Origin of the sequence: Planctomyces sp. SH-PL62, assembly GCF_001610895.1 — a bacterium.
GTDB lineage: Bacteria > Planctomycetota > Planctomycetia > Isosphaerales > Isosphaeraceae > Paludisphaera.
Genome location: NZ_CP011273.1, coordinates 5,761,105 through 5,787,893, shown reverse-complemented (window position 1 = coordinate 5,787,893; position 26,789 = coordinate 5,761,105). Strand labels below are relative to the sequence as shown.

At 69.8% G+C, this 26,789-nt stretch carries 19 protein-coding genes; 14 read left to right on the top strand and 5 right to left on the bottom strand.

Annotated features, from left to right (window positions below; all coding sequences use genetic code 11):
- The first annotated feature begins 97 nt into the window (after positions 1-97).
- The 10 genes from VT85_RS22670 (at position 98) to VT85_RS22625 (ending at position 12,041) form a co-directional block, all read left to right on the top strand.
- On the top strand, positions 98-1,051 hold the full coding sequence (locus VT85_RS22670) for a DUF1559 domain-containing protein (protein ID WP_068420269.1): 954 nt from the start codon (positions 98-100) through the stop codon (positions 1,049-1,051).
- Positions 1,052-1,260: 209 nt separating this feature from the next.
- On the top strand, positions 1,261-3,684 hold the full coding sequence (locus tag VT85_RS22665) for a DUF2339 domain-containing protein (RefSeq protein WP_197490942.1): 2,424 nt from the start codon (positions 1,261-1,263) through the stop codon (positions 3,682-3,684).
- The gene (locus VT85_RS22660; protein WP_068420266.1) at positions 3,681-5,069 is read left to right on the top strand and encodes a DUF3999 family protein; all 1,389 of its coding nucleotides are present in this window, start codon (positions 3,681-3,683) and stop codon (positions 5,067-5,069) included. Before VT85_RS22665 ends, VT85_RS22660 begins: the two co-directional genes overlap by 4 nt.
- 189 nt (positions 5,070-5,258) lie before the next feature.
- Positions 5,259-6,296, top strand: a complete 1,038-nt coding sequence (gene aroF / locus VT85_RS22655) for a 3-deoxy-7-phosphoheptulonate synthase (protein WP_068420264.1) — start codon at positions 5,259-5,261, stop codon at positions 6,294-6,296.
- Positions 6,296-7,075 carry a triose-phosphate isomerase gene (tpiA, locus tag VT85_RS22650; RefSeq protein ID WP_068420262.1) on the top strand — a complete coding sequence of 260 codons (780 nt, stop codon included), beginning with the start codon at positions 6,296-6,298 and terminating at the stop codon, positions 7,073-7,075. Before aroF ends, tpiA begins: the two co-directional genes overlap by 1 nt.
- A 71-nt stretch (positions 7,076-7,146) precedes the next feature.
- Entirely contained in the window at positions 7,147-7,614 is a 468-nt protein-coding gene (gene secG / locus VT85_RS28730; RefSeq protein WP_068420260.1) for a preprotein translocase subunit SecG, read from the top strand.
- A gap of 147 nt (positions 7,615-7,761) precedes the next feature.
- Complete coding sequence (locus VT85_RS22640; RefSeq protein WP_068420259.1) at positions 7,762-8,631, top strand: YicC/YloC family endoribonuclease; 870 nt, start codon at positions 7,762-7,764, stop codon at positions 8,629-8,631.
- Positions 8,632-8,648: 17 nt separating this feature from the next.
- Positions 8,649-9,263, top strand: a complete 615-nt coding sequence (gene gmk, locus VT85_RS22635) for a guanylate kinase (protein WP_197490941.1) — start codon at positions 8,649-8,651, stop codon at positions 9,261-9,263.
- Positions 9,256-9,528: a DNA-directed RNA polymerase subunit omega gene (locus tag VT85_RS22630; RefSeq protein WP_068420257.1), complete on the top strand. Its 273-nt coding sequence runs from the start codon at positions 9,256-9,258 to the stop codon at positions 9,526-9,528. The genes gmk and VT85_RS22630 overlap by 8 nt, the downstream gene beginning before the upstream one ends.
- Positions 9,529-9,689: 161 nt before the next feature.
- The gene (locus VT85_RS22625; RefSeq protein WP_068420255.1) at positions 9,690-12,041 is read left to right on the top strand and encodes an FtsK/SpoIIIE family DNA translocase; all 2,352 of its coding nucleotides are present in this window, start codon (positions 9,690-9,692) and stop codon (positions 12,039-12,041) included.
- 382 nt (positions 12,042-12,423) lie between these two features.
- Here VT85_RS22625 and VT85_RS22620 read toward each other — a convergent pair whose 3' ends face one another.
- Positions 12,424-14,379: a TlpA disulfide reductase family protein gene (locus tag VT85_RS22620; protein WP_068420253.1), complete on the bottom strand. Its 1,956-nt coding sequence runs from the start codon at positions 14,377-14,379 to the stop codon at positions 12,424-12,426.
- 320 nt (positions 14,380-14,699) lie between these two features.
- Here VT85_RS22620 and VT85_RS22615 point away from each other — a divergent pair, with 320 nt between their 5' ends.
- A complete protein-coding gene (locus VT85_RS22615) occupies positions 14,700-15,800 on the top strand; it encodes an alpha/beta hydrolase (protein ID WP_197490939.1) in 1,101 nt (366 codons plus the stop codon).
- 50 nt (positions 15,801-15,850) lie between these two features.
- On the opposite strand, the gene VT85_RS22610 is transcribed toward VT85_RS22615, so the two are convergent.
- From VT85_RS22610 to VT85_RS22600, 3 genes are all read right to left on the bottom strand, one after another.
- Positions 15,851-16,333 (bottom strand): carboxypeptidase regulatory-like domain-containing protein, encoded by a 483-nt coding sequence (locus VT85_RS22610; RefSeq protein WP_068420250.1) that lies wholly within the window; start codon positions 16,331-16,333, stop codon positions 15,851-15,853.
- Between the two features lie 14 nt (positions 16,334-16,347).
- Positions 16,348-17,418: a DUF1559 domain-containing protein gene (locus VT85_RS22605; RefSeq protein ID WP_068420248.1), complete on the bottom strand. Its 1,071-nt coding sequence runs from the start codon at positions 17,416-17,418 to the stop codon at positions 16,348-16,350.
- A gap of 237 nt (positions 17,419-17,655) precedes the next feature.
- Entirely contained in the window at positions 17,656-18,813 is a 1,158-nt protein-coding gene (locus VT85_RS22600) for a hypothetical protein (RefSeq protein WP_068420246.1), read from the bottom strand.
- A gap of 191 nt (positions 18,814-19,004) precedes the next feature.
- Here VT85_RS22600 and VT85_RS22595 point away from each other — a divergent pair, with 191 nt between their 5' ends.
- Complete coding sequence (locus VT85_RS22595) at positions 19,005-20,861, top strand: FAD-dependent oxidoreductase (RefSeq protein WP_197490938.1); 1,857 nt, start codon at positions 19,005-19,007, stop codon at positions 20,859-20,861.
- Between the two features lie 7 nt (positions 20,862-20,868).
- On the opposite strand, the gene VT85_RS22590 is transcribed toward VT85_RS22595, so the two are convergent.
- Positions 20,869-21,156, bottom strand: coding sequence for a DUF5076 domain-containing protein (locus VT85_RS22590; RefSeq protein ID WP_068420242.1), 288 nt, complete (start codon positions 21,154-21,156; stop codon positions 20,869-20,871).
- 304 nt (positions 21,157-21,460) lie between these two features.
- On the opposite strand from VT85_RS22590, the gene VT85_RS22585 reads away from it, so the two are divergent.
- Positions 21,461-22,918 carry a sigma-54-dependent transcriptional regulator gene (locus VT85_RS22585; RefSeq protein WP_082858813.1) on the top strand — a complete coding sequence of 486 codons (1,458 nt, stop codon included), beginning with the start codon at positions 21,461-21,463 and terminating at the stop codon, positions 22,916-22,918.
- 290 nt (positions 22,919-23,208) lie between these two features.
- Positions 23,209-26,466 carry an efflux RND transporter permease subunit gene (locus VT85_RS22580; RefSeq protein ID WP_068420240.1) on the top strand — a complete coding sequence of 1,086 codons (3,258 nt, stop codon included), beginning with the start codon at positions 23,209-23,211 and terminating at the stop codon, positions 26,464-26,466.
- Positions 26,467-26,789: the final 323 nt, after the last annotated feature.

Below are 26,789 nucleotides of genomic sequence, written 5' to 3'. Positions count from 1 at the left end.
ATATGAAGTTAGTATCTTGACAAATCCGATAGGAAATACCAGGATTGCCCACCGTCGCTGAAAAACTGGTCGCGAACGAGACGAAGGAGATTTTCGGATGGGGAAGGCGAGTCGAGCCGAGGCGGCCGTCAAGGCCGCGGACGGGCGTCGCGGGTTCACGCTGATCGAGCTGCTGGTGGTGATCGCGATCATCGCGGTCCTGATCGCCCTGCTGCTGCCCGCCGTGCAGGCGGCGCGGGAGGCCGCGCGGCGGATCCAGTGCACCAACAACATCAAGCAACTCGGGCTGGCGTTGCACAACTACCACGACGTCCACGGGCGGTTCGCGCCGGGCTCGATCACGGTGACGGCGACGCCGACCAGGGACTATCGCCAGCCGTTCATCACGTCGCTGCTCCCCTACCTGGAGCAGGGGACGCTGGCCAACAGCTTCAATTACGACCGGTCGTTCCAGAACCCGCACAACGACACCACCCGGCTCACCCGCGTGAGCGTGTTCGATTGCCCTTCGGACCAACAGGTCCTGTTCACCAGCGACAACGGCGGCAATTCCGACGTGAAGGGGAGCTACGGGATCAACTGGGGGCAGAACACGTTCGGCGATCAGGTCCTCCCCGGGCCGTTCAGCATCAATTACGGGGCCTCGCTGGCCGAGCTGATCGACGGCACGAGCAACACCTACCTGATGGCCGAGGTGCTCCAGCTGCCGCACCCGCCGGGGCAGCCGCAGGACTACGTCGACCGTCGCGGCCGCATCTGGACCGACCTGTCGACCTCGTACCACCTCTCGACCCGAAACGGGCCCAACAGCCAGGACCCGGACCTCGGCGTCTGCGGCGGGCAGACCGACCCCCTCAACGCCCCCTGCACCCGCAAGGTGGGCCAGGCGGCGACCCACTACATCGCGTCGCGGAGCAAGCACCCCGGCGGCGTGAACGTCCTGCTGGGCGACGGCTCCGTGCGGTTCGTCAAGGACTCGATCGCCATCCCGACCTGGCGCGCCCTGAGCAGCAAGGCCGGCGGCGAGATCATCAGCTCGGACTCGCTGTAAGGACGCTTCGCGAAGCCCCATCCGCTCGTTCTCAATCGCCCTCGCCGACCCCGGCGAGGGCGATTCGCTGCGCCCCGGACCCGACGGACGGCCCCGGCGGCGAGATTCCCGTGGGCTGCCGATCGGGATTTAGGCGGAAAATTGGCACCGGATCGTTCGTCACGGGTATGACTCAGGCAGAGGCTTCGAAGTCCACCGAGAGCGACGACATGATTCCCGACAGCTTCCTCCTCCTCCTCGGCCTGATCGGATTGATCGTCTGGCAGGTCGCGCAGACGCGCCGGCAGACGGCCGAGATTCAGGCGCTGGGCGCGCGGTTCGACGGGCTCCGACGGATCATCCTGGACGGCCGTCGTCGCGACGAGGGGCCGGAAGTCGCCCACGTTCCTGAGCAGCCGGCCGTCGAACCGATCCGCCTGGACGCCTCGTCGCTGGTAGAGCCGATCCGCCCCGCCGCCCCGCCCCCGCGCCCGACGCCGGTCCCGCCCTATCGGCCGACGCCGGTCCCGCCGCCCGTTCGCGAACGGAGCCGGTTCGAAGTCGCGGCGTGGGAGGCGCTTGCGAGGATCGGCAACTGGATCGTGGTGGGGGAGGAGCATCGCCGGCCGGGAGCCTCCGTGGAGTTCGCGGTCGCGAGCACCTGGCTGCTGAGGCTGGGGGTCGTGATCCTGGTGACCGGGCTGGGATTCTTCCTGAAATATTCGATCGACCACGGCTGGCTCCCGCCGGCCGCTCGGGTGGCGATGACGATCCTCGCCGGCGCGGGGCTTGTCGCGGGAGGGATCGCGTTGCTGGCGGGCCGCTATCGGGCGCTCGGCCACGCGCTGCTCGGGGCGGGGATCGCCGCGTTCTACTTCAGCATCTTCGCGGCGTCGGAATTCCACCACCTGATCGGCCCGGCGCCGGCCTTCCTGCTCATGGCCCTGATCACCGCGACGGCCTGCGTGACGGCGGTTCGGTTCAACTCGCTGCTGGTCGCCGTGCTGGGGATCTGCGGCGGTTACGGGACGCCGTTGATCCTCTCCAGCGCCAGCGACGACTACCGGGGCCTTTACGTCTACCTGTTGCTGCTGGGCGGCGGCGTGCTGGCGGTGAGCGTGAGGCGGAACTGGCGGCTGCTGAACTACCTGGGCCTGGTGGCGACCTACAGCCTGTTCCTGGCGACCCTGGTCCGCTACGAACCGGGGCGGTTCGCGATGACCTTCCCGTTCCTCGCGGCCGTCTTCGTGCTCTACGCGGCGTCGCTGATCGTCTTCAGCGCGGCGAGGCGGGAGGCGTCGACTCTCCTCGAATGGCTCGGGACGACGGCCAACGCCGCCTTCTTCTTCGGGATGAGCTATCACCTGGTCGAAGCGTCCTACGGCACGCGGGGCGTGGCGGCGGTTTCGCTGGGGCTGGCGGTCTTCCATCTGGGCCAGGTCGGCCTGCTGTCGTCGCGCGGGATCCGGGATCGGGGGCTCCTGTACGGCTCGCTCGGCCTGGCGAGCTTCTTCCTGGCCGTGACGATCCCCCTGGCGTTCTCGCGAGACTGGATCACCGTCTGCTGGGCCGTCCAGGCGCTGACGACGCTCTGGCTCGCCGGCAAGCTGCGCAGCGGCTTCCTGCGCGGGGCCGCGTTCCTGCTCTACGGCCTCGTCCTGCTGCGGTTCGGCGCGATCGACCTGCCGCGATCGTACGGCGGGGGCGGGCCGGTCGGAGTCGCGGACGCCGCGTATTTCGGCCTCATGATCCAGCGGCTCATCACCTTCGGCGCGCCGATCGCCTCGATGGCGGGGGCGGCCTACCTGCTGACGCGTCCGGGACAATCCTGGGAGTCGACCCTCGACGACGAGCTGGCCGTGGTCCCGCGCGGGGCTTCGCCGGCCCGGTGGCTGGCGGTCGCGGCGGCGGCGACGGCCTTCCTGTTCCTGCACCTGGAACTCGCACGGACGGTGGGCGACCTCTTCCCGGCCGCGAGGCCGACGATCCTGACGTTCCTCTGGCTGGCGGCCTGCGCGGCCCTGCTGATCCGGGCCGGCGCCGGGGCCGGGACCGTCGGCGCGGCCACCATCGCCCTGGCGTGCGCGGTCGCGGGGGTCCTCCTGAAGCTCGTCGTTTTCGACCTTCCCGCCTGGCGGATCGACCCGACGCTGACCTACGGCGGACCCTACTCGCCGCTCGACGGCCTGATGCGGGCGATCGAGTTCGGCGCGATCGCGGCCTTCCTGGCGTTCGCGTCGCTGCGGCTGCGGGGCGTCGCGAAGGGGCGGGAAGCGGCCGTCGCGGCGGCCGGCGCGGCGATCGGGCTGGCGTTCGTCTTCCTGACCCTGGAGACGAACACGTTCCTCGCCCGATTCGTCCCGAACCTCCGCTCGGGCGGGATCTCGATCCTCTGGACCCTGTTCGCGCTCGGCCTGATCGCGGCGGGTCTGCGGCATCGGGTCGGGGTGCTGCGGCACGTCGGCCTGGGCCTGTTCACGATCGTGGGCTTCAAGGTCTTCCTGGTCGACCTGGCGGCCCTCGACCCGTTCTACCGCATCGTGGCGTTCCTGCTGCTCGGCGTCCTCACCCTCTTCGGCGCGTTCGTGTATCTCCGATCCGAGGCGGTGTTCGCCCGGACGATCGAATCGCCGGACGACGGAGCCCGATCATGACCGCGACCCTCGCCGCGCGAATCCGCCCCGGGCTCCTCGTCGTCCTGGCCCTCGCCGCGACCGGGGCGGCGGCCGACTCCCGGCTGCGTTTCACCCGAGACCTGGCGCGAGAGGGGCGCGGCGACGCCGTCCTGGTCGCCCCGCTCGACGCCCCCGTCTTCGCCGAGGCCCGCGACGGCTTCCCCGATCTCCGCGTGTACGACGACCGAGGGGGAGAGGTCCCCTACGACCTGGAACGCGCCGTCTGGCGCCGGACCGTCTCCGCGCACGAGCCGGCCGCCTCCCGCGTCGTCTCGCTGGAGGTCGTCGAGGGCGAGGCGATCGAGATCGTCGTGAAGCTCGACGACGACGCCCCCGAGCCCGACGGCGCGACCGTGCGGACTCCCCTGAACGACTTCGAACGCCGGGTGCGCGTCCTCGGCTCGGCCGACGGCCGAACGTGGACGCCACTGGTCGACGACGCCCGCATCTTCGACTACTCCCGCTTCATGGACGTCCGCGACGTCGACGTCCCGTTCCCCCCCCGAGGCTTCCGCTGGTTCAAGCTGATCGTCGAGCGCGAGGCCGACGAGTCGCGATCCCCCTATTACGAATTGAGCCGGAGCCGCATCGAAGGCGAGCGCGAGCGCCGAACGGAGGTCGAGAGAATCCTCCGGCGCCCCTTCCGCATCGATCGGATCGACCTCTTTCGGACCGTCGAGCGGACGACCGAGGAGGAGCCGGCGATGATCCGGGACCAGCTCGACGTCCTCAAGGTGGAGACCGACCGCCGCGAGCGGGTGACGCGGATCGACGTGGCGGGAGGGCGGTTGCCGCTGCTCCGCCTGGCCCTCCGCACGTCGAGCCGGAACTTCAACCGCCCGGCGCGGGTCCTGGCCCCGGCCCCGGGGGGCGCGATCGAGCGCTGGGCCGAGATCGGCCGGGGGACGCTCTACCTCTATCAAATCGAGGGGTTCCGCCGCGAGCACCTGGCCCTGGACGTCGTCGAGAGCCGGGCCGACCGCCTGCGGATCATCATCGACGACGGCGACAACCCGCCGCTCGACGTGCTGGGCGTCGACGGCGACCGCGCCGACCTCCGCCTGGCCTTCATCGGCGAGGAGGGCCGGACCTATCGCCTGGCCTACGGCTCCGACGCCCTCGACCCCCCCCGATACGACGCCGCCGCCGTCCTCGCCGCCCTCGGCCCCCGCCACCCCCGCGAAACCGTCGCCCTCGGCCCGCCGATCCCCAACGCCGACCACCGCCCCTCGTCCCGACCCTGGGGCGACGGCGCGACCTGGCTGACCCTCGCCCTGATCCTCATGACGGCCGTCCTCGCCTGGGCGGTCGTCCAGGCCGTGCGCCGGGTGGACAAGGCGCCGACGGATGATTTCGACGGCTGAAGCCGGACGAAAGGAAGGAGGAAGGCGCGGGATTTTCCTTCGCGCCCGCTTCGCGCGGGGGGCGGGATGAGTTAGGATGGGACTTTCCACACACGCTGAGGGTCGATGCTCGTCTGCGCGCGTGTTGCACGCCTTGCGCCAGGCCGAAGATCCCCGGATAGAACCGAACTCGATCGAGACCCGCGTCCCATGATCATCGTCCTGAAGCCCCACGCCTCGCCCGAGGTGATGGCTCACGTCCTGGAGCGGATCGAAGCGCTCGGACTCACGCCGCATCTCAGCCAGGGCGTCTCGCGTACCGTGATCGGAGTCATCGGCGACGAGGAGAAGCTGCAGGTCGAGCCGTTGCAGGCGATCCCCGGGGTCGAGCAGGTGGTGCCGATCCTCAAGCCGTTCAAGTTGGCCAGCCGGGAATTCCACCAGGACGACTCGGTTTTCGACGTGAAGGGGGTCAAGATCGGCGGCGGGCACCTGGCGATGATCGCCGGGCCGTGCGCGATCGAGGGCGAGGACCTGCTCTACGAGACCGCCGTGAAGGTCCGCGAGGCGGGCGCCAACATCCTCCGGGGCGGGGCCTTCAAGCCCCGGACCAGCCCCTACAGCTTCCAGGGGCTGGGCGAGGAAGGCCTGCGGATCCTCCGCCGGGTCGGCGACTCGCTCAACATGCCGGTCGTGACCGAGGTCATGGACCCGCGCCAGGTGGAACTGGTGGCGAAGTACACCGACATGTTCCAGATCGGCGCGCGGAACATGCAGAATTTCGACCTGCTGAAGGAAGTCGGCAAGGTCAAGCTGCCGGTCCTGATCAAGCGCGGGATGAGCGCGACGGTCAAGGACCTCCTGATGTCGGCCGAGTACATCCTGGCCCAGGGGAACCGCGAGGTCATCCTCTGCGAGCGCGGCATCCGCACCTTCGAGGACTCGACGCGGAACACGCTCGACCTGTCGATGGTCCCCAACGCCAAGTGCCTGAGCCACCTGCCGATCATCGTCGACCCCAGCCACGCGACCGGGAGGCCGGAGCTGATCCCGGCCATGGCCCGGGCGTCGGTGGCGGCCGGCTGCGACGGCGTCCACGTCGAGGTGCACACCTGCCCCGAGAAGGCGCTCTCCGACGGGCCCCAGGCGCTCCTCCCCGAACAATACGCCCGCCTCATGGACGAGCTGCGTCAGCTCGCCGGGGTGCTGGGCAAGTCGATCGACGTCTGCGAAGGAGTGACGGTCTGATGCGCACGCTGCTGATCGCCGGCAACTGGAAGCTCAACCCCACCACGGCCGAGGCCGCCGCCTTGCTCGCCGACGGGGTCAAGCAGGGCCTCGGCTCGGCGACCGACGTCCACGTGGCGCTCGCCCCTCCCTTCGTCTTCCTGACCAAGGTCGACCAGGTGCTGGAAGGCTCGCCGATCGGGCTGGCCGCCCAGGACCTGTACTGGGAGAACAACGGCGCGTTCACCGGCGAGGTGTCGGGCCCGATGCTCGTCGACGTCGGCTGCACCCACGTCATCATCGGCCACTCCGAGCGGCGGCACGGCCAGGGCGAGACCAGCGGCCAGGTCAACGCCAAGCTCAAGGCGGCCCTGGCCGCCAAGCTGATCCCCATCGTCTGCATCGGCGAGACCAAGGACGAACGGCTCGCCGAGAAGACCGAGGAGGTCCTGCTGGAGCAGCTCGTCGGCTCGCTCGCCGGGCTCTCGCCGGAAGAGATGGCCGGCGTCGTCCTGGCCTACGAGCCGGTCTGGGCGATCGGCACCGGCCTGACCGCCTCGCCCGAGCAGGCCCAGGCGGTCCACGCCTTCATCCGCAACTGGCTGACGCAGACCTTCGGCGCGGCGACGGCCGGCCGGGTCGTCGTCCAGTATGGGGGGAGCGTCAAGCCCGACAACGCCGCCGAGCTGCTGGGCCAGCCGGACATCGACGGCGCCCTGGTCGGCGGCGCCGCCCTCAAGGCCGGCGACTTCCTCGGCATCATCAAGGCGGGCCAGGACGTCATGGCGCGCGGCAAGTAAGTCGTGATCGGATCCCGACGCCTTAACTCACCCCCGCCACCGCCCCCGCCCGAGCGCAAAGGATTCCTTACGTGGGTGTACTGACCTCCATCTTCAACACGCTCCTGGTCCTCCTCTCGCTGTTCCTGATCTGCCTGGTCCTGATCCAGCGCGGCAAGGGGGGCGGCCTGGCCGGCGCCTTCGGCGGCGCGGGGGGCTCCAGCGCCTTCGGCACCAAGGCCGGCGACACCTTCACCCGCATCACCATCGTCACGGCCTCGATCTGGATCCTCATGACGATGCTGCTGGTGATCCTCACCAGCAACCAGCAGGGCTCCTCCATCTTCGACGACGCGCCGACGTCGCTCACTCGCGACCTGACCCCCAAGACCGACGTCCCTCCCGTCCCGTCCCCGGTCGACGGGGCCGCCGCCGCGGCCTCCCCCGCATCCGCCGAGGCCGCCGCGCCGACCGCCCCCGCCGAGAACGTCCCGGCGATCCCGCCGACCAGCAACTTCCCGCTCACCCCCGGCAACGAGCCGCCGCCGACCCCCAAGTAAGCGAGCCGGGCACCCCACGCGCAAGCCCGGGCTCCAGCCTTCGGCGGTCGCGAGGCCGCGACCCCCTGCCGATTCCAAACCGGGAGCGAGGCGGATGAACTCCGCCTCGCTCCGACCGTTCTCCGACATCGATCGACGAGGCCGACCTTGCTGCTCAGCATGACCGGATTCGGGGAAGCCCGGGCCCAGGACGCGACCCTGTCGGTCGCCGCGGAGGTCCGCGCGGTGAACAACCGCCACCTCAAGATCACCGCCAAGGTCACCGACCCCTACGGCTCCCTGGAGCCCGAGCTTGAACAGCTCGTCCGCGAGCGCGTCCGCCGCGGCGCGGTCCAGGTTTCGATCCGCATCGACCGGCCCCGCAAGACCGGCGACTATCAACTGAACGCCACGGCCCTCACCGGCTACCGCGACCAGCTCCAGAGCCTGGACGGGGCCCCGGTCGCGCTGGTCTCCCTGCTGGGCCTGCCGGGGATCATCGAGGAGCTGAAGCCGGCCGCCCCCGACGTCGCCGCCGACTGGCCCGTGATCGCCCGCGTCGCCGCCGAGGCCCTGGCGAACTTCGAGGCCGCGAGGGCCCGCGAGGGGGCGGCGATGGCCGCCGAGCTGCTCGCCCAGTCCCGCGCGATCCGCGAGGCCCTGGCCCAGGTCGGCGATCGCGCCCCGCTGCTAGTCCAGGCCTACCAGAAGCGGCTGACCGAGCGGGTGCAGGCCCTCGTCCAGGAGCACGGCGTCGCCGTCGAGGCCAAGGACCTGATCCGCGAGATCGCCATCCTGGCCGACCGCAGCGACGTCTCCGAGGAACTGGTCCGGATGCGCGCCCACCTGGACCAGTACGAGGAGATCGTGGACGCCCCCGAGAGCGGCGGCCGGAAGCTCGAATTCGTCGTTCAGGAGATGGGCCGCGAGGTCAACACCGTGGGCTCGAAGTCCAACGACGTCGAGATCAGCCGGCTCGTCGTCGAGATCAAGGCGAGCCTCGAACGGATCCGGGAACTGGTGCAGAACGTCGAATGACCATCGAGGAGGCGGCCGTGAACTCCGAGAAGGCGGGCAAGCTGGACTGGAACTCGCTCCCCGGGCGCCTGGTCGTCCTGTCGGGGGCGTCGGGAGCCGGCAAGAGCACGCTCATCGACCGCGTCATCGAACGCGTGGGGCCGAAGGTCCGCCGTTCGATCTCCGCGACCACCCGCGCCCCTCGCGAGGGGGAAGTGCCGGGCCGGGACTACTTCTTCGTCTCCCCCCAGGAATTCGAAGCCCTCCGCGACGACCTCCTGGAATCGGCCGAGGTCCACGGCGCCACCTACGGCACCCCGGCCGAGCCGGTCCGCAAGGCCCTGGCCGAAGGGGCCTGCGTCGTCCTGGTCATCGACGTCCAGGGGGGCTTCCAGGTGCGGTCCAAGGTCCCCAACGCCCTCCTCGTCTTCGTGCAGGCCCCCTCGCTGGAAGTCCTGGAGCAACGGCTTCGGGCGCGCGGGGCCGACGACGACGCGACCATCGCCCGGCGGCTGACGAACGCCCGCTATGAGATCGAAGCCGCCCGGGGCTACGACGTCCAACTCGTGAACGACGACCTCGAATCGTGCGTCGACGCACTCGCCGCGACGCTCGCGCCTGACCCTTGTGGAGACGGGATCGACCATGATTGAAGAGCTGAAGGAAGAAGAGATCGTCAACAAGGTGGGCGGCCGGTTCAAGCTCTCGACCCTGATCCAGAAGCGGATGATCGCCCTGAATCAGGGCGCGCGACCGCTGATCGACGGGCGAGGCCTGGACAAGATCTCGATGGTGATCCAGGAGATCATGCAGGACAAGATCTACCTGGACATGTCCGGCAACCTCCTCACCAACGAGCCGACCGAGGACTACGAGGCCGACGGCGGGACCGTTGACCTTACCCAGTCGGCAGAATGATCAGCCTCCGGGCGTAAAGCCGCGCCGGGCCCGATTCCCCCGAAACCGGCGCGGCGGTCCGGCCGATGACAAGGAACGCCGACTCTGTCATCGACTTGGTGCGATTCCGCGCCGGTCGGCCGCCGCCAGGCCGCCGCCGACCGGGACGTTCGGGGGGACTCATGCTTCTGCGACAGCGCCTCTACCGCTCGGCCCCCGGACTCGCCTTCCTCATCGTCAACCTGTTCCTGGCCCTGAGCCTCGCCGGCTACGACCCGGCCGACGCGCTCCGCCGGACCGGCGACGCCGCGACGACGACCGCCGCGGTCGCGGTCGCGAATCCCTGCGGCCCGGTGGGGGCGAAGCTGGCCGAGACGGCCTACCAGACCTTCGGCTGGGCGTCGTGGCTCGGCCTGGCGGCGCTGGCGGCTCTCAATCTGCTGGTCGCCCGCGGCCGTCGCATCCACGACGCGATCGTCCCGGCCGTCGGCCTGCTCCTGGTCCTGATCGTGGCCGCCGCCCTGGTCGACAAGTTCGGGGCGCACTTCCGCCCCAGCGCCCCGGTCGGCCCCGGAGGCTACGCCGGCGCGCTGGCCGTGGCCGCGCTGGAGAGCCACTTCGGCCTCGCGGGCCTGCTCCTGATCCTCTTCGCCGCCGCCCTGCTCGGCGCGGCGCTCTGTCAGGAGATGCTGGTCACGATCCCCGCCCAGGAGCTTTCCGCGCTGCTCCCCGGCCTGTCGCGGCGTCGCCGTCGCGAACTCGCCCCGGTCGGCCACGTCGGGGTCCCGGCCCTGGCCGAATGGCAGTCGGCCCCCGCCCCCCTGGGGGTCGAACAGGCGCCCCGGCAGGCGCTGACGAGGGGCGCCGTGGTCACTGAGGTCGCCTCTCGTCCCGGGCCGATCGTCCAGCGCGGGCCGTCCGTCCCCGCGACCCGGGCGCCTCAGGCGTCCGCCCCGTCCACGGCCGTGGCGCACACAGGCCCCGCCTACCCCCGGATCGACCCCGACTCGCCGTTCCAGCTCCCCCCGTTCGAGCTGCTGGAGCCCTCCTCGCCGGCGCCCGTGCAGGAACACGAGGCGCAGGTGCACGCCCGCGCGATGCTCCTGGAGCGGACCCTGCTCGACTTCGGCTTCCAGGTCCGGGTGGTCCAGATCGACACCGGGCCGGTCATCACCCAGTTCGAGATCGAGCTGGAGGCGGGCCTGCGGGTCTCGCGGGTCGCGAGCCTGGCGGACGACCTGGCCATCGCCCTGGCGGTGCAGACCGTCCGCATCGTCGCGCCGATCCCGGGCAAGACCACCGTCGGCATCGAGGTCCCCAACGAGCATCGGACGATGGTCCGGCTCGGCGAGGTGATCGAGGGGGTCGCGGCCTCCAGCGGCAAGACCCGCATCCCCCTGTTCCTGGGCAAGGACGTCAAGGGGACGCCGATGGCGTTCGACATGGCCGACATGCCCCACCTCCTGATCGCCGGCCGGACCGGCACCGGCAAGTCGGTCTGCCTGAACGCGATGATCCTCTCGATCCTGATGACCCGTCGGCCGGACGAGGTCAAGATGATCATGATCGACCCCAAGGTGGTGGAGCTGTCCCAGTTCAAGAAGATCCCCCACCTGATGCACCCGGTCGTCACCGACATGAAGAAGGCCGAGTCCATCCTGGCCTGGGCCTGCGACAAGATGGACGAGCGCTACGGCTACCTCGCCCGCGCCGGGGTGCGGAACATCGCGTCGTTCAACGCGCTGGGGCCCGACGAGATCCTCTCCCGGATGCAGCCCGAGGACGACGAGGAGGCGCAGCGGATCCCGACGTTCATGCCCTACATCGTCATCGTCGCCGACGAGATCGCCGAGCTGATGATGACCGCCGGCAAGGAGGTCGAGCAGCACATCGTCCGGCTCGCGCAGAAGTCGCGGGCGGTGGGGATGCACCTGATCCTGGCGACCCAGAAGCCGACCGTCGACGTCGTCACGGGCCTCATCAAGGGGAACATGCCGGCTCGGATCGCGTTCCAGGTCGCAAGCCGGAGCGACTCGCGGGTCGTGCTCGACGAGATGGGCGCCGACAAGCTGCTGGGCAACGGCGACATGCTCTTCCTGATCCCCGGCACCTCGCAGATCGTCCGGGCCCAGGGGACCTACGTCTCCGACGCCGAACTCAACCGGGTCACGGATTACCTCAGCCAGTACCCCGCCGAATACAGCCGCGAGATGATGCAGCTCAAGGTCGGCGGCGGACCATCCGGCAAGGACCGGGGCGCGGCGCTCAAGGAGCGGGACGACCTCTACGAACCGGCCATCGAGATCGTCATCCGCGAAGGCCGAGGCTCCTGCTCGCTCCTCCAGCGGGCGCTCGGCATCGGCTACGGCCGCGCCTCGCGGCTCATCGACTTCATGGCCGAGGACGGCATCGTCGGCGAGTTCAAGAGCGGCTCCGCCCGCGAGGTTCTCTACACCTGGGAGGACTGGGAGGCCATGAAGGGGAACGGCCCCGGCGGCGACGAGGCCGGCGACTCCAACGGCGCCGCCGCCTGATCGGATCTTCCGAGATTCCACGCGATCCGTCGTCTCAGACCGGCGAATCGGTCTCATCCTGAATGCTGGGGGTGGTCCGCCCCTCAAGCTCTGTGGCATCCCGGATGATGGACGGGCGTGCGCGCCGCCTACTCCCTCGGTCCCGAGCTGCGCCCCGCCGCGATGACTCGAATTTCGCCGAACGAACCCAATTTCTCGGGCCTGGTTATTGTTGTAAAGAACTTGAATATAAGACTTTGCGGCGATCGGCTTCGTTCGCGGCCCGGGACGGACGAAGCCAATTTCGGGCGACGGTCCGGGGGCCGGGAATGACGAAGGCCGGAGCCCCCCGAGCATGTCGGGAGACTCCGGCCTGGGTTTCGCGGCCTGGCGGGCGTGGGGCTTACTTGACGCCGAGGGCGACGCCGGCGGGCTTGGCGGCGAGGGTCTTTTCGAGCTGGCGCTCGACCTCGGACGCGGAGCGGAGGTTGCGGTTGACGACCTTGCCCTGGGCGTCGACCAGGAACATCGTCGGCAGCGAGATGATCCCGTATTCGACGGCGAGGCGGCCGTCGATGCCGTTGGGCTCGAAGATCTGGGGCCAGGGGAGGTTGTGCTCCTTCTGGAAGGCTTCGAGGTCGGCCTTGTCGTTGTCGAGGCAGACGCCGACGATCTGGAAGCCCTTGTCGGCGTTCTTCTCGGCGATCTTGATCAGGTCGGGGAGTTCGCGGCGGACCGACTGGCCGCCCCACGAGGCCCAGAAGACCACGAGGACCGTCTTGCCCGAGATCGCGGCGGTGTCGACGGTGGTCCCGTCGGCCCCGTCGCCCTTGATGGAGAACGACTTGCCTTCGAGGTCCAGCCGCCGCAGCGCGCCGGCGGCCTTCTTGCCGGCGAGGGTCTCGGGGAAGTCCTCGACGAGCTTCTTGTAATCCTCGCGGGCCTTGTCCTCCTCGGCGTTGAACTCGTTGGAGCTGCCGAGCTGGAGCCAGACCTCGGACGCCTCGTCGGCCTTGGGGAACAGCTTGAGGAACTCCTCCAGGTCTCCCATCCACTTCTTCTGGTTGGCGACGAAGTTGCCGTTGGGCTCCTCGTTGCGCATGACGAAGTCGGCGCCGATCAGGCGGTAGGAGGCGTAGGAGGCGAGGGGGCCGCCGGCCTTGACGACGGCGTCGAGCGCCTCGCGGCCCTTGGGATAGACGCCGGTCTGATAGGCGGAGACGAGGCTGTCGACCGACTGCTTGTTGTAGCTGAGCTTCTCCTCGGCGTCGCCGGCGGCGTCGGCGACGGCCTTCAGGAGCGGGATCCGCTTGAGGTGGAACTGGGCGACCTCGCGCTTGTCGCCGCCGAGGATGGCGGCGTTGTTGGCCTTGTCGAACTCGGCCAGGGCGCGGAGGGGGGCCTCCATGGCCTCGTCGTGGCCGCCGGGGCCGGCGCCGCCGACGGTCTCGTAGAGCGAGGCGCGGATGCCCGCGGCGGCGGCGACCACCGGCTTCTCGGGGTCGACGGAGCGGGGCAGCTCGACGAACTTCCAGACCTCGCCGAGCTGGATCAGCTCGGGGACCTGGAGCATCGAGAGCTTGGCGGGCTGGGCGCCGGCGGCGGCCGGGGCGCTCGTGAAGATCATGGCGTTCTCATAGAGCACCAGGTCCTTGGCGACCCCCACCTCGGGGTCGGCGGGGATGGCGTGGGGCATCGCGCCGTCGAACCGGTTCCAGGCGAGCTTCTCGCCCCCGGCCTTCAGCGCGGCGGTCAGGGCCGCGACCTGCTCGGCCCGCTTCTCCGGGGCGGAGGCGACCCGGGCGACGACCTCCTTGGGGAGCCCGGCGGCGGTCAGTTCCTCAGACGTGGCGACCAGGGAGTCGACCAGCGAGGCGTCGCCGGCCGACAGGGCCTGGACGGCGACCTTGGTGGCTTCCTCGGCCGAGAGTCGCTTCCAGCCGACGATCTTGTTCCCCTGGACGACGGCGATCCGGGTGCCGCCGGTGTTCATCCAGCGGCACTCGTCGAGACGGCGGTCGCCGTCGACGTCGCTCTCGCGATAGACCTCGAAGCCGTCCTGGTAGTAGCTCCACTGGGTCAGGCTCTTGCCGCCGTTGGTGCTGATGAACCGGCGCAGCAGCTTCCCCTGGCCGTCGCGCAGGGCGTAGCCGACGGCCCGCTTCTGGGCGTCGGTCACCGTCTCCACCTTGCAGGCGTCGATCCCGGCCTGGTCGGCGGGCGTCTCGTAATCGACGCCGCTCTGCTGCGTCGGCTTGATCTCCAGCATCTTCTGCGGCGAGAGGTCGGCGGCGCGGGTCGCGGACGAACCCGCCCCCAACCAGACCGCCAAGGCCGCCGCGTATCCGAGTCTCCGCATCAGTTCCTCCTTGAATCCCGGCCGTCGAGGACCGCCTCGGCGACACCTCCGTGCGCCCGCACCCTCGATCGCGATCGCGGATCGCGTACCGCCTCGGGGCGCGCCGGTCCCTTGTTCGCGATCCGCTGAGTTGACCCCAGTCCGCCCCTTTCGTCCAGAGCGACTTGGGGAAAACCCGGATGCGACCGCGGCGGGCGGGCGCGTGCCCTCGACATGGAAGAGGCCGCCCCGCACTCGTCGGCCGACGGCCCCATCGTATAATGACCCCGGCCGTCGACCTCCCGACGGCGATCCCGGCACGACACGACGAGAGGCCGACGATGGGCTCGACCCGACGATCACGCAACCCGCTCCTGCTCCTGGCGACCCTCTGGTCGATCGCCCTTCCCGCGCGGGGGGAGGCCCCCCCGGACTACCCGGACCACGGGAACCTGCTGGTCGTCCGCGACGCGGAGGGGGGCCAGAGGCCCGTGGAGAGCACCGCCGATTGGGAGGTGCGCCGGGGCCACATCCTGGCCCACCTCCAGGAGGTCATGGGTCCGCTCCCCGGTCCCGAGCGGCTCGCCCCGCTGGACTGGAAGGTCCTCGCGGAGTTCCCGGAGGAGGGGTACGTCCGCAAGAAGGTCGAGTTCCAGGCCGAGCCCGGCGACCGGGTCCCGGCCTGGCTCCTGATCCCCGACGCCCCGGAGGACGGCGAGGCCCCGAAGCGGCCGGCGATGCTCGCCCTGCATCAGACCGTGGCGATCGGCAAGGACGAGCCGGCCGGCCTGGGCGGGAAGCCCGACCTCTGGTACGCCCGCGAGCTGGCCCAGAGGGGGTACGTCGTGATCGCCCCGGACTACCCCAACTTCGGCGAGTACCATCGCGACGTCTACAAGATGGGCTACGCCAGCGCCTCCATGAAGGCGATCTGGAACAACAAGCGGGCGGTGGACCTGCTCGCCTCGCTTTCCGAGGTCGACCCCGAGCGGATCGGCGTCATCGGCCATTCGCTGGGAGGACACAACGCCATCTTCACGGCGGCCTTCGAGCCCCGGCTCAAGGTCGTCGTCTCCTCGTGCGGGTTCAACGCCTTCCCCTATTACTATAAAGGGGACGTCGCCGGCTGGTCGCACAAGGGGTACATGCCCCGGCTCCGCGAGGTGTACGGCCTGGATCTCAAGCGGATTCCCTTCGACTTCCCCGAGCTGATCGGGGCGCTGGCCCCCCGGCCGTTCTTCACCTGCTCTCCCCTGCACGACGCCAACTTCGACGTCGACGGCGTCCGCGTCTGCCTCCGCGCCGCCCGGCCGATCTACGCCCTCTACCGCGCCGAGGACGACCTCCAGGCCGAATTCCCGGACGCGGAGCACTCGTTCGAGCCCGGCGCCCGGATGAAGGCGTACGAATTCCTCGATCAAAAGCTGAAGGCCGCGCGGTGACGCGCGGCCTTCGAGTCGGGCGGTCGGCGTGGCGAGCCTCGGCCCTCCGGTCAGTCGGTCAACTCGAAGTCGAAGTTGCTCGACCGGTCGGCGGCGACCTCGGCCTTGAGGTTCGAGGATTCCGGGGAGAAATACCTGCGGGGGATGAGCGGTTCGCCCGTCCCCTGCATGTCTTCTTCCATCACGGCCTTGGCTCGCTTGCCGGTGGGAGGGGCCTTGTCCTCGCCCCGCGAGACGACGGAGACCTGGTACGACCCGGCGTAGGCGCCGTCGCCCAGGTCGAAGGTCCCCAGGCGGTAGTTGCCGTCGGAGTCGAGGGCCGAGTCGGCGGCGCGGCCCCCCTTTTCGGGGGTGAAATAGACCTGGCCCTTGGAGACCGGCCGGCCCTTGTACGTGACCCGGCCGGTGACCTTCACCAGGCCCGGCTCACCGCCGCAGCCGGCCAGTCCCGGCGCCATCGCGAGCGCGAGGGCCAGGGCGAGGCCGGCCGACGAGGCCGTCAGCAGCTTTCCAATCGGATGTGGACGTGGCATGGCGACCTCCCGGCTCAATAGGCGTCGGAGCTGGTGATCTCGCCGCCCCGGCGGCTCCCGAGCGCGTTATAGGTCCGCTGGTCGACCGACTGCTTGACGTAGCGGACCGAGCCGTCGGCCATGCCGAAGTTCGACCCGCCGGAGTGGAAGCTGGAGAAGCCGCGCCCGGACCAGCTGTTGGCGTTGGCGTAGGTCGGGTCGCGGAGGCACTTCTGGAGGGTCCAGTTCATCGGCAGGCAGGTGCCGTTGGTGGAGCCGGTGCTCGAGTACCAGACCGAGCTCTGGGAGCGGACGACCGAGGCGACCTCGCCCAGCGAGAAGGTGTTGCTGAGTCCGTCGGTGATCGAGGACATGGAGACGGCCCCCGACACGCTCCGGTAGTCGAACAGGCCGCGATGGTTCGCGCCCGAGCCGTAGGCGCCGGTGGGGGACATGCAGTCGGCCGCCGGGGTCTCGGCCGCGGAGCCCGAGGCGTTGCAGCCGCCGCAGCCGTAGCGGAGGCCCGCGCCGGCCGTGTCGTAGGGGTTCGCCGGGTTGTTGTTGTAGCCGTCGCCGTAGCTGCCCGTGTAGTTGTTGAGCATGCCGTTCTGGCGATTGGCGGCCACGTTGTCGCGCGTCGAATCGCCGCCGAAGCAGGCGACGCCCGGCGTGGTGCGGTCGTTGTGCAACTGGCCCGTGTTCGGGTCGCTGGGGCAGAAGAACGCGTTGATCACGATCCGGCGGACCGTCGACATCGACGAGCAGTCGCAGCTGTCCATGAAGTTGATGGCATTGTAGAGCGAGGTCTGCTCGAGCTGCGGCAGGATCATCGGCAGCCAGCCCCAGCCCTTGCCGCCGGTGCCGAACCCGCCCGCGTAGGGGTAGCTCCCCACCACGTCCACGTAGTTGTGCAAGGCGAGGTTGATCTGCTTCAGGTTGTTCGTGCACTGCATCCGTCGCGCGGCCTCGCGCGCCGATTGCACGGCGGGCAGGAGCAGGGCGATCAGGACCGCGATGATCGCGATCACCACCAGAAGCTCGATGAGGGTGAAGCCGCGACGGGGCTTCCGGGGGGGATCGTCCGAGATCCGAGTCTGGCGAAACATGGGAGAACTCCACAGCGATCGAGAGAGGGAGGAGATGTGCAGGAGTCCGCGCGCAGACAGGCGTCGCCGCGCTGGAAGAGGCGGACCGAACGGCGATGGTCGGCCCGTCTGCGAGAGAGCAGCATATTTAGTTGCTAGCGGATACATCGCCGCTGATGCAAGCAATGTCTTAACAGAATCTTCATGATCCGAGCGATCGATCGTCGGGGGGGTCGGGAAGCGGGGCCGGGAGGCCCGTCAGCCCGGATCGCCGACCTGGAAAAGGGTCGCCGGCGCGTCTCCCTCCGGGAGCGCCGAGTGGAGGGTCCAGCCCCCCTTCCGGCTGCCTTCGAGCCCGAACGGGCCGTCGCCGAACGGGTCGCGAAGCGCCCGGAACGCCGGCTCGCCGTCGCGGACGAGGACCAGCCCGGCGCGGAGCATCGCGAAGTGCAGGCCCGCCCGGTCGACGGCGTCGCGGACCCCTCGGGCGTTCCCGGCGAGGCTCGCCGGAATCGGGTCGGTCTCGCGACGAGACCGGACGAACTCCGCAACCGCCGCGTCCAGCTCGGGGCGGGGGAGGTCCAGGCGACGGCCCAGCTCGGCGAAGGCCGGAGCCGTCGCGTCCAGGTGGGCGAGCAGCCGGTCGCGGTCGCCGCCGGTCAGGGCCTTGAGCGTCGCGGCGTCGGCCTCGTCCTCGGCGTACCCGAGCCGTCGCCAGTCGTCGTCGCTCAGAACTGGGCCGGACTCGGCGAGGCCCGCGCGCACGCGGTTCAGGATGTACCGCGACTCGGGGCCGATCGTCGCCGAGACCGGCGCGAGCGGGGGGAGGGCGTCGAGCCGCCGGGCCAGCGAGTCGAGGGCCTGGCGGTCCAGGAGCGGGAGGAGGCGGCCCAGCGTCCTGAGCGTCACGACCTCGACGGCGCACTCGAACAGCCGGGCGATCATCGGCCCGTCGGCCCCCACCCGCCGCGTGAAGGCCAGGGCGGCGAAAGCGTCGTCGAACGCCTCCTCGAACCGCCTCGCCTCGGCGTGCCGACGCGCGGACAGGCAGGCGACGCGCACGAGGTGGCGGTTGGCGATCCGGAGCCGATCGCGGTCGATGACGTCGGCCGTCATCGCCTCGTCGCCCCACCGGCAGGGCTCGATCTTCGCCGCCTCGCGGAGGGCCTCCAGCGCGGGTCGGGCCTGCTCGATCCAGCGATCGACCTGCGGCCCGAGCTTCGAAGCCGCCAACGCCTCACGCGCTTCCCCCCACTGGTCCGACGGCACGCCGTCCACCCACGCGAACGCCCGACGATAAACGGCCGCCGCGTTCGGGCCGTCGCCCGCCGAAGCCTGGGGGAATCCGCTCCAGGCTCGGAACCGGCCGAGCAGGGGGGCGGACGCCAGGAGACGGAGCAGTTCGCGGCGGAGCATGAGACCTCCTCGATTCGACCCTCTCCCGGACGCGGGGCCTCGCGCGAAGTTCGCGGCGACCTGCCATGTTCGCCCGATCGACGGCCGGATTCCAGGGGTGCCGGGCGGTTGCGGCCGGCGAATTCCGCGCGCATACTCGGCGGCGGTCGGGGTGGTCCCGAACGTCCCGAGGTCTCGCAACGGTCGATGAAATGATGAAGAAACGACGCGGTCTCCTTTCCGGCCTGGTCGTCGGGCTCGCCCTGATCCTTCCCGGCCCGAGCGTCCCCGCTCGCGGGGCCGAGGCGACGTTCGACGTGGTGGTCGTCGGCGCGACGCCCGGCGGGATCATGGCGGGGGTCGCGGCGGCGAGGGCCGGGCGGTCGGCCGCGATCCTGGAGCGCGGGGAGCACGTCGGCGGGCTGCCGGCGAACGGCCTCGGCGCGACCGACATCGGGACCCGAGGCGCGACCGGCGGCCTGTTCCTGGAGTTCGTCGGCCGGGTGAAGCGGCATTACGTCGAGACCTACGGGGTCGACTCGAAGCAGGTCCGCGACTGCTCCGACGGCTACCACTTCGAGCCCCGCGTGGCCGAGGCGGTCTTCGAAGCCCTGCTCGCCGAGCGCCGGGACCGGCTGGCCGTCTTCCGCAACCGCCAGTTCGACGCCGAGCCGGAGAACGTCGACCTGGAGGACGGTCGGGTCGTCGCGATCCGGGTCCGCGATCGGGCGTCGTGCTCCGTCGAGACCTACCGGGCGCAGGTCTTCATCGACGCCACCTATGAGGGGGACCTCGCCGCGGCGGCCGGCTGCGAGTACCGCGTCGGTCGCGAAGGCCGCGACGAGTTCGGCGAGGCGATGGCCGGCCGGCTCTACAAGCCCTGGGGGGCCGACCCGGCGCCCGGCTCGACGGGGCAGGCCGACAACGCCATCCAGGCGTTCAACTACCGGCTCTGCCTGACGAGGAACCCCGAGGACCGCGCGGAGGTCGCCAGGCCGGAGCGTTACGATCGGGCCGAGTACCTCTCGCTGGCCGACGACATCCGCGAGGGCCGAACCACGGCCCCCGCCGACGCCAGGGGGCCGAAGCCGACGGCCCTGGCCTGGGACTCCATCGGCCGGATCTTCAACCCCGTCGCCACCCCCAACGGCAAGGTCGACGCCAACAACCAGCACTGGAACTTCCTCTCGTCCGACCTCCCCGAGGAGAACTGGCCCTGGCCCACCTCCGGCTGGGACTGGCGCGACCGCTTCGCGGCCCGCCTGCGCGACTACACGCTGGGCCTTCTCTATTTCGCGCAGAACGACCCGTCGCTCCCGGAGGACTTCCGCGCCCGCTGCCGCGAATGGGGCCTCGCGAAAAGCGAGTTCGCCGACAACGGCCACTTCCCGCGCCAGGTGTACGTCCGGGAGGGGAGGCGGATCGTCGGCGACTTCTGGTTCACGGCGAAGGACGCGATCCCGACCACGCCGGGCGGCCGACCGCCGATCCACGCCGACAGCATCACCGCGAGCCACTACGCGCTCGACTCGCACGCCGTCCGCAAGCGCGAGCCCGGCCGGGCGCATCTCGACGGCTTCTTCAGCTCGCCGAGCCGTCCCTACACCATCCCTTACGGCGTGATCGTGCCGAAGGGGGTCGACGGCGTGTTGACCCCGGTCCCGGTCTCGGGGACGCACGTCGGCTTCAGCACCCTGCGGATGGAGCCCTGCTGGATGGCCCTCGGCGAAGCGGCCGGCGAGGCGGCGGCGCTGGCGGTCGAGTCGGGCGTCGCCCCCCGCAAGGTGCCCGCCGACGCCCTCCAGGATCGCCTTCTCAGGCATGGCGCGGTGCTCATGTTCTTCCGCGACGCGAAGCCCGGCGACCCCCATTTCGAGGCCGTCCAGCGGCTCGCGCTCCTCGGCTATCTCGGCGCCGACGCCTGGCTCGCGCGGCCCGACCAGAAGCCGACGGAGGTCGAGGCCCGCGACTGGCTGGGGCGATCGGGGCTGGCGGGGACCACCGTGGAACAGGCGCTCGACCTGACGCGCGGGGAGCTGCTGGCGAGGATCTGGGAGTCGCTCCGTTGAGAGGCGGTCACTCGTCGGCGGCGTCGGTCGGGTGGTCCCACTCGGCGTCGAACCCTTCGCGGATCCGCGCGAGGGCCTGTTCGGGCTCGACGCCTTGCTCCTTCGCGTAGGCTTCCGCGACCTGCCGCGCCAGGTCGACGAGCATCAGGCCCCAGGCCGCCGGGTCGTCCCAGAGCGTCGCCGCCAGGCTGGCGCGCTGGCCCTCGGAGGTGATCCAGACCCGCGCGATCTCGACCGCTCGGGGGTCGAGCGCGACGTGGGCGGGCGGGGGCAGGGGGCCGGTCGGGGCGGACATCGGAGGTGGTTCCTCATGAGAGTTCGCGGGAGCCGACCGGGTCGGCCACCAGGGGTCGGGCCGGCGTCATTGTACCTTTCCAGGCATGCCGCCGCGACAGGACGGCGGCCGTCCCCGCAAGCCGGAGACCGCGGAGAATCCGGGGGGGCGGCGGGGTTTTCGGGGTTGATCGGTCTTGGCGGCCTGGTATAGTCAGTAGTGAGACGATCGAGTTGGAGTGCGCATTCCGCTCCTTCGCATCATGGCGGCATGGGCCTCGGCCCCGCAACAGGATAGGACATCGCCTCAACTGGATGAGGGCGCCATGGATCGACGCATTCTCGTCGTGGAAGACAGCGAGCTCTACTGCCAGCAGCTCGGCCAGATCCTGTCAGGCCCAGGTCGCGACGTGACCATCGTCCGCAACGGCACCGCGGCCCTGGAGCTGCTCGTCGAGAAGTCGTTCTCGCTGGTCGTGACCGACCTGAACCTTCCCGACGTCAACGGGCTCGACCTGATCCGCGAGATCCGCTCGCGCGACCTGCCGGCGACCATCATCGTCATCAGCGGCGAGGCCAGCGTCGAATCGGCCGTCGAGGCGATCCAGCTGGGCGCGTACGACTTCGTGCTCAAGCCGATCGACTCGGACCTGTTCCAGCATCAGGTCGAGAAGGCGCTGAAGGATCGACTCCTGGTCGACGAGATCGCCGACCTCAACACCCGGCTCCGGCGCCGCTACGCCTACCACAACATGCTGGGGCGGAGTCGACGGATGGCCGAGGTCTTCGCCAAGGTCGAGCGGGTCGGCTCGTCCTCGTGCACCGTCCTGATCACCGGCGAGACCGGAACCGGCAAGGAGCTGGTCGCCCAGGCCGTCCACCAGAGCGACGTGGCCCGTCGCGGCGGCCCGCTGGTCGCCGTCAACTGCGCGGCGCTGCCGGAGCACCTGCTGGAGAGCGAGCTGTTCGGCCATGAGCGGGGGGCCTTCACCGGAGCCGACCGCCAGAAGATCGGCCGGTTCGAGGCCGCCGCCGGCGGGGTCCTGTTCCTGGACGAGATCGGCGAGATGCCGATGGGCATGCAGGCCAAGCTCCTCCGCGTGCTCCAGGACGGCCGCTTCGAGCGCGTGGGGGGGACCGAGCCGATCCAGGCCGACTGCCGCGTGCTGGCCGCCACCAATGTCGACCTGGCCGAGGCCGTCGCCCAGGGGCGGTTCCGCAGCGACCTGTTCTATCGGCTCAACGTCGTCGCCATCGAATCGCCGCCGCTCCGCGAACGGCTCGACGACGTCCCGCTCCTGGTCCATCACTTCCTCCACAAGATGGAAGAACGCGGCCTGCCGGTCAAGACGATGTCGCGGGCCGCGCTCTCGCGGCTGCTCCGCTACGACTGGCCCGGCAACGTCCGGGAGCTGGAGCACGTCATCGAGCTGATGGTCGTCACCACCCACGGCCCGGTGATCGAGCCCGAGAACCTCCCCGCCGAGATCGTCCCCCAGCGCGAGGAGCCCTTCAGCCTGGACTTCGACCACTTCCGGCCGCTCCAGGAGCTGACCGAGGAGTTCACCCAGCGCATCGAGAAGGCCTACCTCGCCCGGGTCCTGGAGAAGTATCGGGGCCGCATCGACCAGTGCGCCCAGCACTGCGGCCTCTCGCGCCGGAGCATCAGCGAGAAGCTCCGCCGCTACCAGATCGACAAGACCGACTTCAAGCCCGCCAACCGCCGCAGCCGCAAGCCCGCGCCGGCCTCCTCCCCGTTCGCCGCGGCGTTCGACCTGGCCTGATTCCGCCGCTCTCACGCGGACGCGAGGGGCCTGGAAGTCCGCAAGCCCCCCCTCATTGACGGAGCGGGGCCTTTTGGTTAAAAATTATTAGGGATCAGGCGTCGTCAGGGCGGGCTTCGTAATGGCCTCGACTGCTGAGGCGCGCCTCCGAGCGGCGCCGGCTCATCGGTCCCGGGCGGGGTCGATACGCCTTGCGCACTTCCACTTGTGCGGGGGGGCGTAGCGTCGGGGGTGAACCCGTTCGCGCCCTGGCTCACGGCGCCGTCGCGTCCCGTGCGGAAGGTGATTCGATGGTACGCGCGATCATCTCCTGGAGCCTCCACAACCGCCTGATCGTGCTGCTGGGGGTGGCGGCCCTGATTGCGGCGGGGATCCACGCGGCGCTCAATCTGGACGTCGAGGCGTATCCCGATCCGACGCCCCCGCTGGTCGAGATCATCACACAGAACCCCGGCGCCAGCCCCGAGGAGATGGAGCGGCTGGTGGGCATCCCGCTGGAGACGGCGCTCAACGGGATGAAGGGGCTGAAGTACCTGCGGAGCACGTCGCTGGCGGGCCTGAACGACATCAAGTGCATCTTCGAGTACGGGACCGACTACTGGGCGGCCCGCCAGGAGGTGATCAACCGGCTGTCGTTCGTCGGCTCCCTCCCCGACGGCGTGACGCCCGCGCTCTCCCCCTGGAGCCCGACCGGCGAGATCGTCCGCTACGTCCTGGAGGGGGACCGCTACACGCTCAACCAGCTGAAGGCGGTCCAGGACTGGGTGCTGGAGCGGACGCTGAAGACCGTGCCGGGGGTGATCGACGTCACGGGCTTCGGCGGCACGGTGAAGCAGTATCAGATCCTCGTCGACCCTCGGCTGCTGCGGCAGTACGAGGTGTCGATGGAGCAAGTCGAGGACGCGATCAACGGCTCGAACGCCAACGTCGGCGGCGACGTCCTGATGCTGGGGAGCCAGGCGCACAACGTGCGGGCGGTCGGCCTGCTGGGCAAGGGGGTCGACCCGCTCGATCCCGAGAACGCCCATCGCTCCTTCGAGATCGAGATCGAGAAGCTGGAGGACCTGAACCGGGTGGTCGTCACCTCGCGCAACGGCGAGCCGGTCTACCTGCGGCAGGTGGCGACGAGCGTAGTCGGCTCGCGGCCCCGCCTGGGGGTCGTCGGCCGAGGGGAGGAGGACGACGTCGTCGAGGGCATCGTCCTGATGCGCAAGGGCGAGCAGGCGCTGCCGACGGCCGAGGCCGTGCGCCGGAAGTTCGAGGAGCTTGAGCAGGAGAAGATCCTCCCGGAAGGGATGAAGGTCCGGGTCTTCAACCAGCGGACCGACCTGGTCCACGTCACGACCCACAACGTGCTGCACAACCTGGTGGTCGGCATGATCCTGGTCGTGGCGGTCCTCTTCATCTTCCTGGGCGACCTCGCCAGCGCGGCGATCGTGGCGATCATGATCCCGCTGGCCTTGCTGTTCTCGATCACCGTGCTGTACTACCGCCACGAGTCGGCCAACCTGCTCTCGATCGGGGCGGTCGACTTCGGGATCATCGTGGACAGCTCAGTCATCATCGTCGAGAACATCTACCGCCATCTGACGGCCCACGGGGCCGACCGCTCGCGACCCCTGATCGACCGGATCATCGACGCCTCCAATGAGATCGAGCACGCGCTCTTTTTCTCGACGACCATCATCGTCTGCGCGTTCATCCCGCTCTTCGCCATGTCCGGCCCGGAAGGGGCGCTCTTCGGCCCGATGGCGAACACCTACGCGTTCGCCATCCTCGGCGCTCTCATGCTGGCCCTGACCCTCGCCCCCGTGCTCTGCTCGTTCTGCTTCAAGAACAAGGAGTCGGAGGAGGACACGCTGGTCGACCGCCTGATGAAGAAGCGATACCTGCACAACCTGGACCGGGTGCTGAACCACCGGATCCTGACGATGGTCGTAATGGGCGGGATGATGGTCGGCACGGCGATGATGATCCCCACGCTGGGGGGCGAGTTCATGCCCCAGCTCGAGGAGGGGAACCTCTGGATCCGCGCCATCCTCCCCCGGACCGTTTCGCTGGAGACCGCGGCGCAGATGGCGCCGAAGCTCCGGGCCGTGATCGCCGAGACCCCGGAAGTGCGGGGCGTGATGTCGCACGTCGGCCGGCCCGACGACGGCACCGACGTCACCTCGTACTTCAACGTCGAGTTCAACGTCCCCCTCAAGCCGATGGAGCAATGGCGGCCGGGGATGACGCGCGAGAAGCTCGAAGACGAGATGGCGGTGCGGTTCCGGACGTTCCCGGGCGTCAATTTCAACTTCTCGCAGCTCATCCGCGACAACGTCGAGGAGGCCCTCTCCGGCGTCAAGGGCTCGAACTCGGTCAAGCTCTTCGGCAACGACATGCACACCCTGGAAGAGGCCGGGCAGCGGGTCGTCAACGTCCTGAACAGCGTCCCGGGGATCGAGGACGTGGGCCTGTTCCACATCGTCGGCCAGCCCAACCTGGAGATCCAGATCGATCGGATCGCCTGCGCCCGCCACGGCATCAACATCTCGGAGGTCGAGAAGGCCGTGCAGGTCGCCATCGGCGGGCGGGCCTTCTCGCGGATGGTCGAGGGGGAGAAGCTCTACGACATCATCCTCCGGCTCCCCCCCTCGCTCCGCGACGACCCGGACGTCATCAGCCGGATCATGATCGACGTCCCCGGCCGCGGCGAGGCGACGAGCTATCGCGTCCCGTTGGCCCAGCTCGCCGCGATCCACGCGCACAAGCCCGGCGCGTCGTACATCTACCGCGAGAACAACCGCCGGTACATCCCCATCAAGTTCAGCGTCCGGGGCCGCGACCTGGCCTCGGCCGTCGCCGAGGCCCAGCGCAAGGTCCAGCACCCCACCGCCGGCGCCGACCTCCCGCGCGGCTACTCGCTCGTCTGGTCGGGCGAGTTCGACCAGATGCAGCAGGCCAACGCCCGCCTGATGTGGATCGTGCCCCTGGCCATCGGCCTGATCATGATCCTCCTCTACATGGCCTTCAACTCGGTAAAGGACGCCCTGCTGGTGATGGCCAACGTCGTCGCGGCGACCATGGGGGGGATCTGGGCGCTGAAGCTCACGTCGACGCCGTTCTCGATCTCGGCGGCCGTGGGCTTCATCTCCATCTTCGGCGTGGCCGTGCAGGACGGCGTGCTCCTGATCTCCTACTTCAACCAGATGCGGGGGGCCGGCCTGCCGGTCCGTCGCGCGATCATGCACGGGGCCGAGCTGCGAGTCCGGCCGGTCGTCATGACCTCGCTCACCGCGGCCCTCGGGCTCCTGCCGGCGGCGATGGCCCACTCGATCGGCTCGCAGGCCCAGAAGCCGCTGGCGATCGTCGTCGTCGGCGGTATGCTCACGACCCTCTTCCTCACCCGCTACCTGATGCCCGTCCTCTACAGCTTCTTCCCCGGCCCCCTCGGCCACCGCTCCAGCCACGAGGCCGAAGTCATGATCGAGGGCTCCCACTACACCGAAGAGATTCTCAAGGAAGACGAGAGCGAGCCCCTCCCCGAAGCCGACGACGCCTGAAAGGGAAGGGACGGAGGCCGTCGCATCGTCGGTTCGCCCGATCATGGCGTGGTCGACCGCAAGCCCTGCTCATGCTGGATGTGCGGCAACCCCAGGCGGCATCTCGGCGAGTCCACCCGGCAGGAACGCCGCGAGGCGGACTGAGAACAAATCGCCTCGATCACCGACCCTTGGGTGCCACGGGTTCGTCCCCGAACCCGTGCCGCAAGGCTTCGGTTGGACACGGGTTCGTTCCCGAACCCGTGGCACCCAAGGCCGCTCGGCAAAGGCGAGTCATCAAAGCAAGTACGTATGAGCCGAGACGAGCCGAGAGGTTGCTAGAC

Coding starts and splice junctions, on each gene's coding strand:
- VT85_RS22665 (WP_197490942.1), top strand. CDS start 1,261: ATGATTCCCGACAGCTTCCTCCTCCTCCTCGGCCTGATCGGATTGATC.
- VT85_RS22660 (WP_068420266.1), top strand. CDS start 3,681: ATGACCGCGACCCTCGCCGCGCGAATCCGCCCCGGGCTCCTCGTCGTC.
- aroF (WP_068420264.1), top strand. CDS start 5,259: ATGATCATCGTCCTGAAGCCCCACGCCTCGCCCGAGGTGATGGCTCAC.
- VT85_RS22625 (WP_068420255.1), top strand. CDS start 9,690: ATGCTTCTGCGACAGCGCCTCTACCGCTCGGCCCCCGGACTCGCCTTC.
- tpiA (WP_068420262.1), top strand. CDS start 6,296: ATGCGCACGCTGCTGATCGCCGGCAACTGGAAGCTCAACCCCACCACG.
- VT85_RS22585 (WP_082858813.1), top strand. CDS start 21,461: ATGGATCGACGCATTCTCGTCGTGGAAGACAGCGAGCTCTACTGCCAG.
- VT85_RS22605 (WP_068420248.1), bottom strand. CDS start 17,418: ATGTTTCGCCAGACTCGGATCTCGGACGATCCCCCCCGGAAGCCCCGT.
- VT85_RS22670 (WP_068420269.1), top strand. CDS start 98: ATGGGGAAGGCGAGTCGAGCCGAGGCGGCCGTCAAGGCCGCGGACGGG.
- VT85_RS22580 (WP_068420240.1), top strand. CDS start 23,209: ATGGTACGCGCGATCATCTCCTGGAGCCTCCACAACCGCCTGATCGTG.
- VT85_RS22630 (WP_068420257.1), top strand. CDS start 9,256: ATGATTGAAGAGCTGAAGGAAGAAGAGATCGTCAACAAGGTGGGCGGC.
- VT85_RS22615 (WP_197490939.1), top strand. CDS start 14,700: ATGGGCTCGACCCGACGATCACGCAACCCGCTCCTGCTCCTGGCGACC.
- VT85_RS22600 (WP_068420246.1), bottom strand. CDS start 18,813: ATGCTCCGCCGCGAACTGCTCCGTCTCCTGGCGTCCGCCCCCCTGCTC.
- VT85_RS22620 (WP_068420253.1), bottom strand. CDS start 14,379: ATGCGGAGACTCGGATACGCGGCGGCCTTGGCGGTCTGGTTGGGGGCG.
- VT85_RS22610 (WP_068420250.1), bottom strand. CDS start 16,333: ATGCCACGTCCACATCCGATTGGAAAGCTGCTGACGGCCTCGTCGGCC.
- VT85_RS22590 (WP_068420242.1), bottom strand. CDS start 21,156: ATGTCCGCCCCGACCGGCCCCCTGCCCCCGCCCGCCCACGTCGCGCTC.
- VT85_RS22595 (WP_197490938.1), top strand. CDS start 19,005: ATGATGAAGAAACGACGCGGTCTCCTTTCCGGCCTGGTCGTCGGGCTC.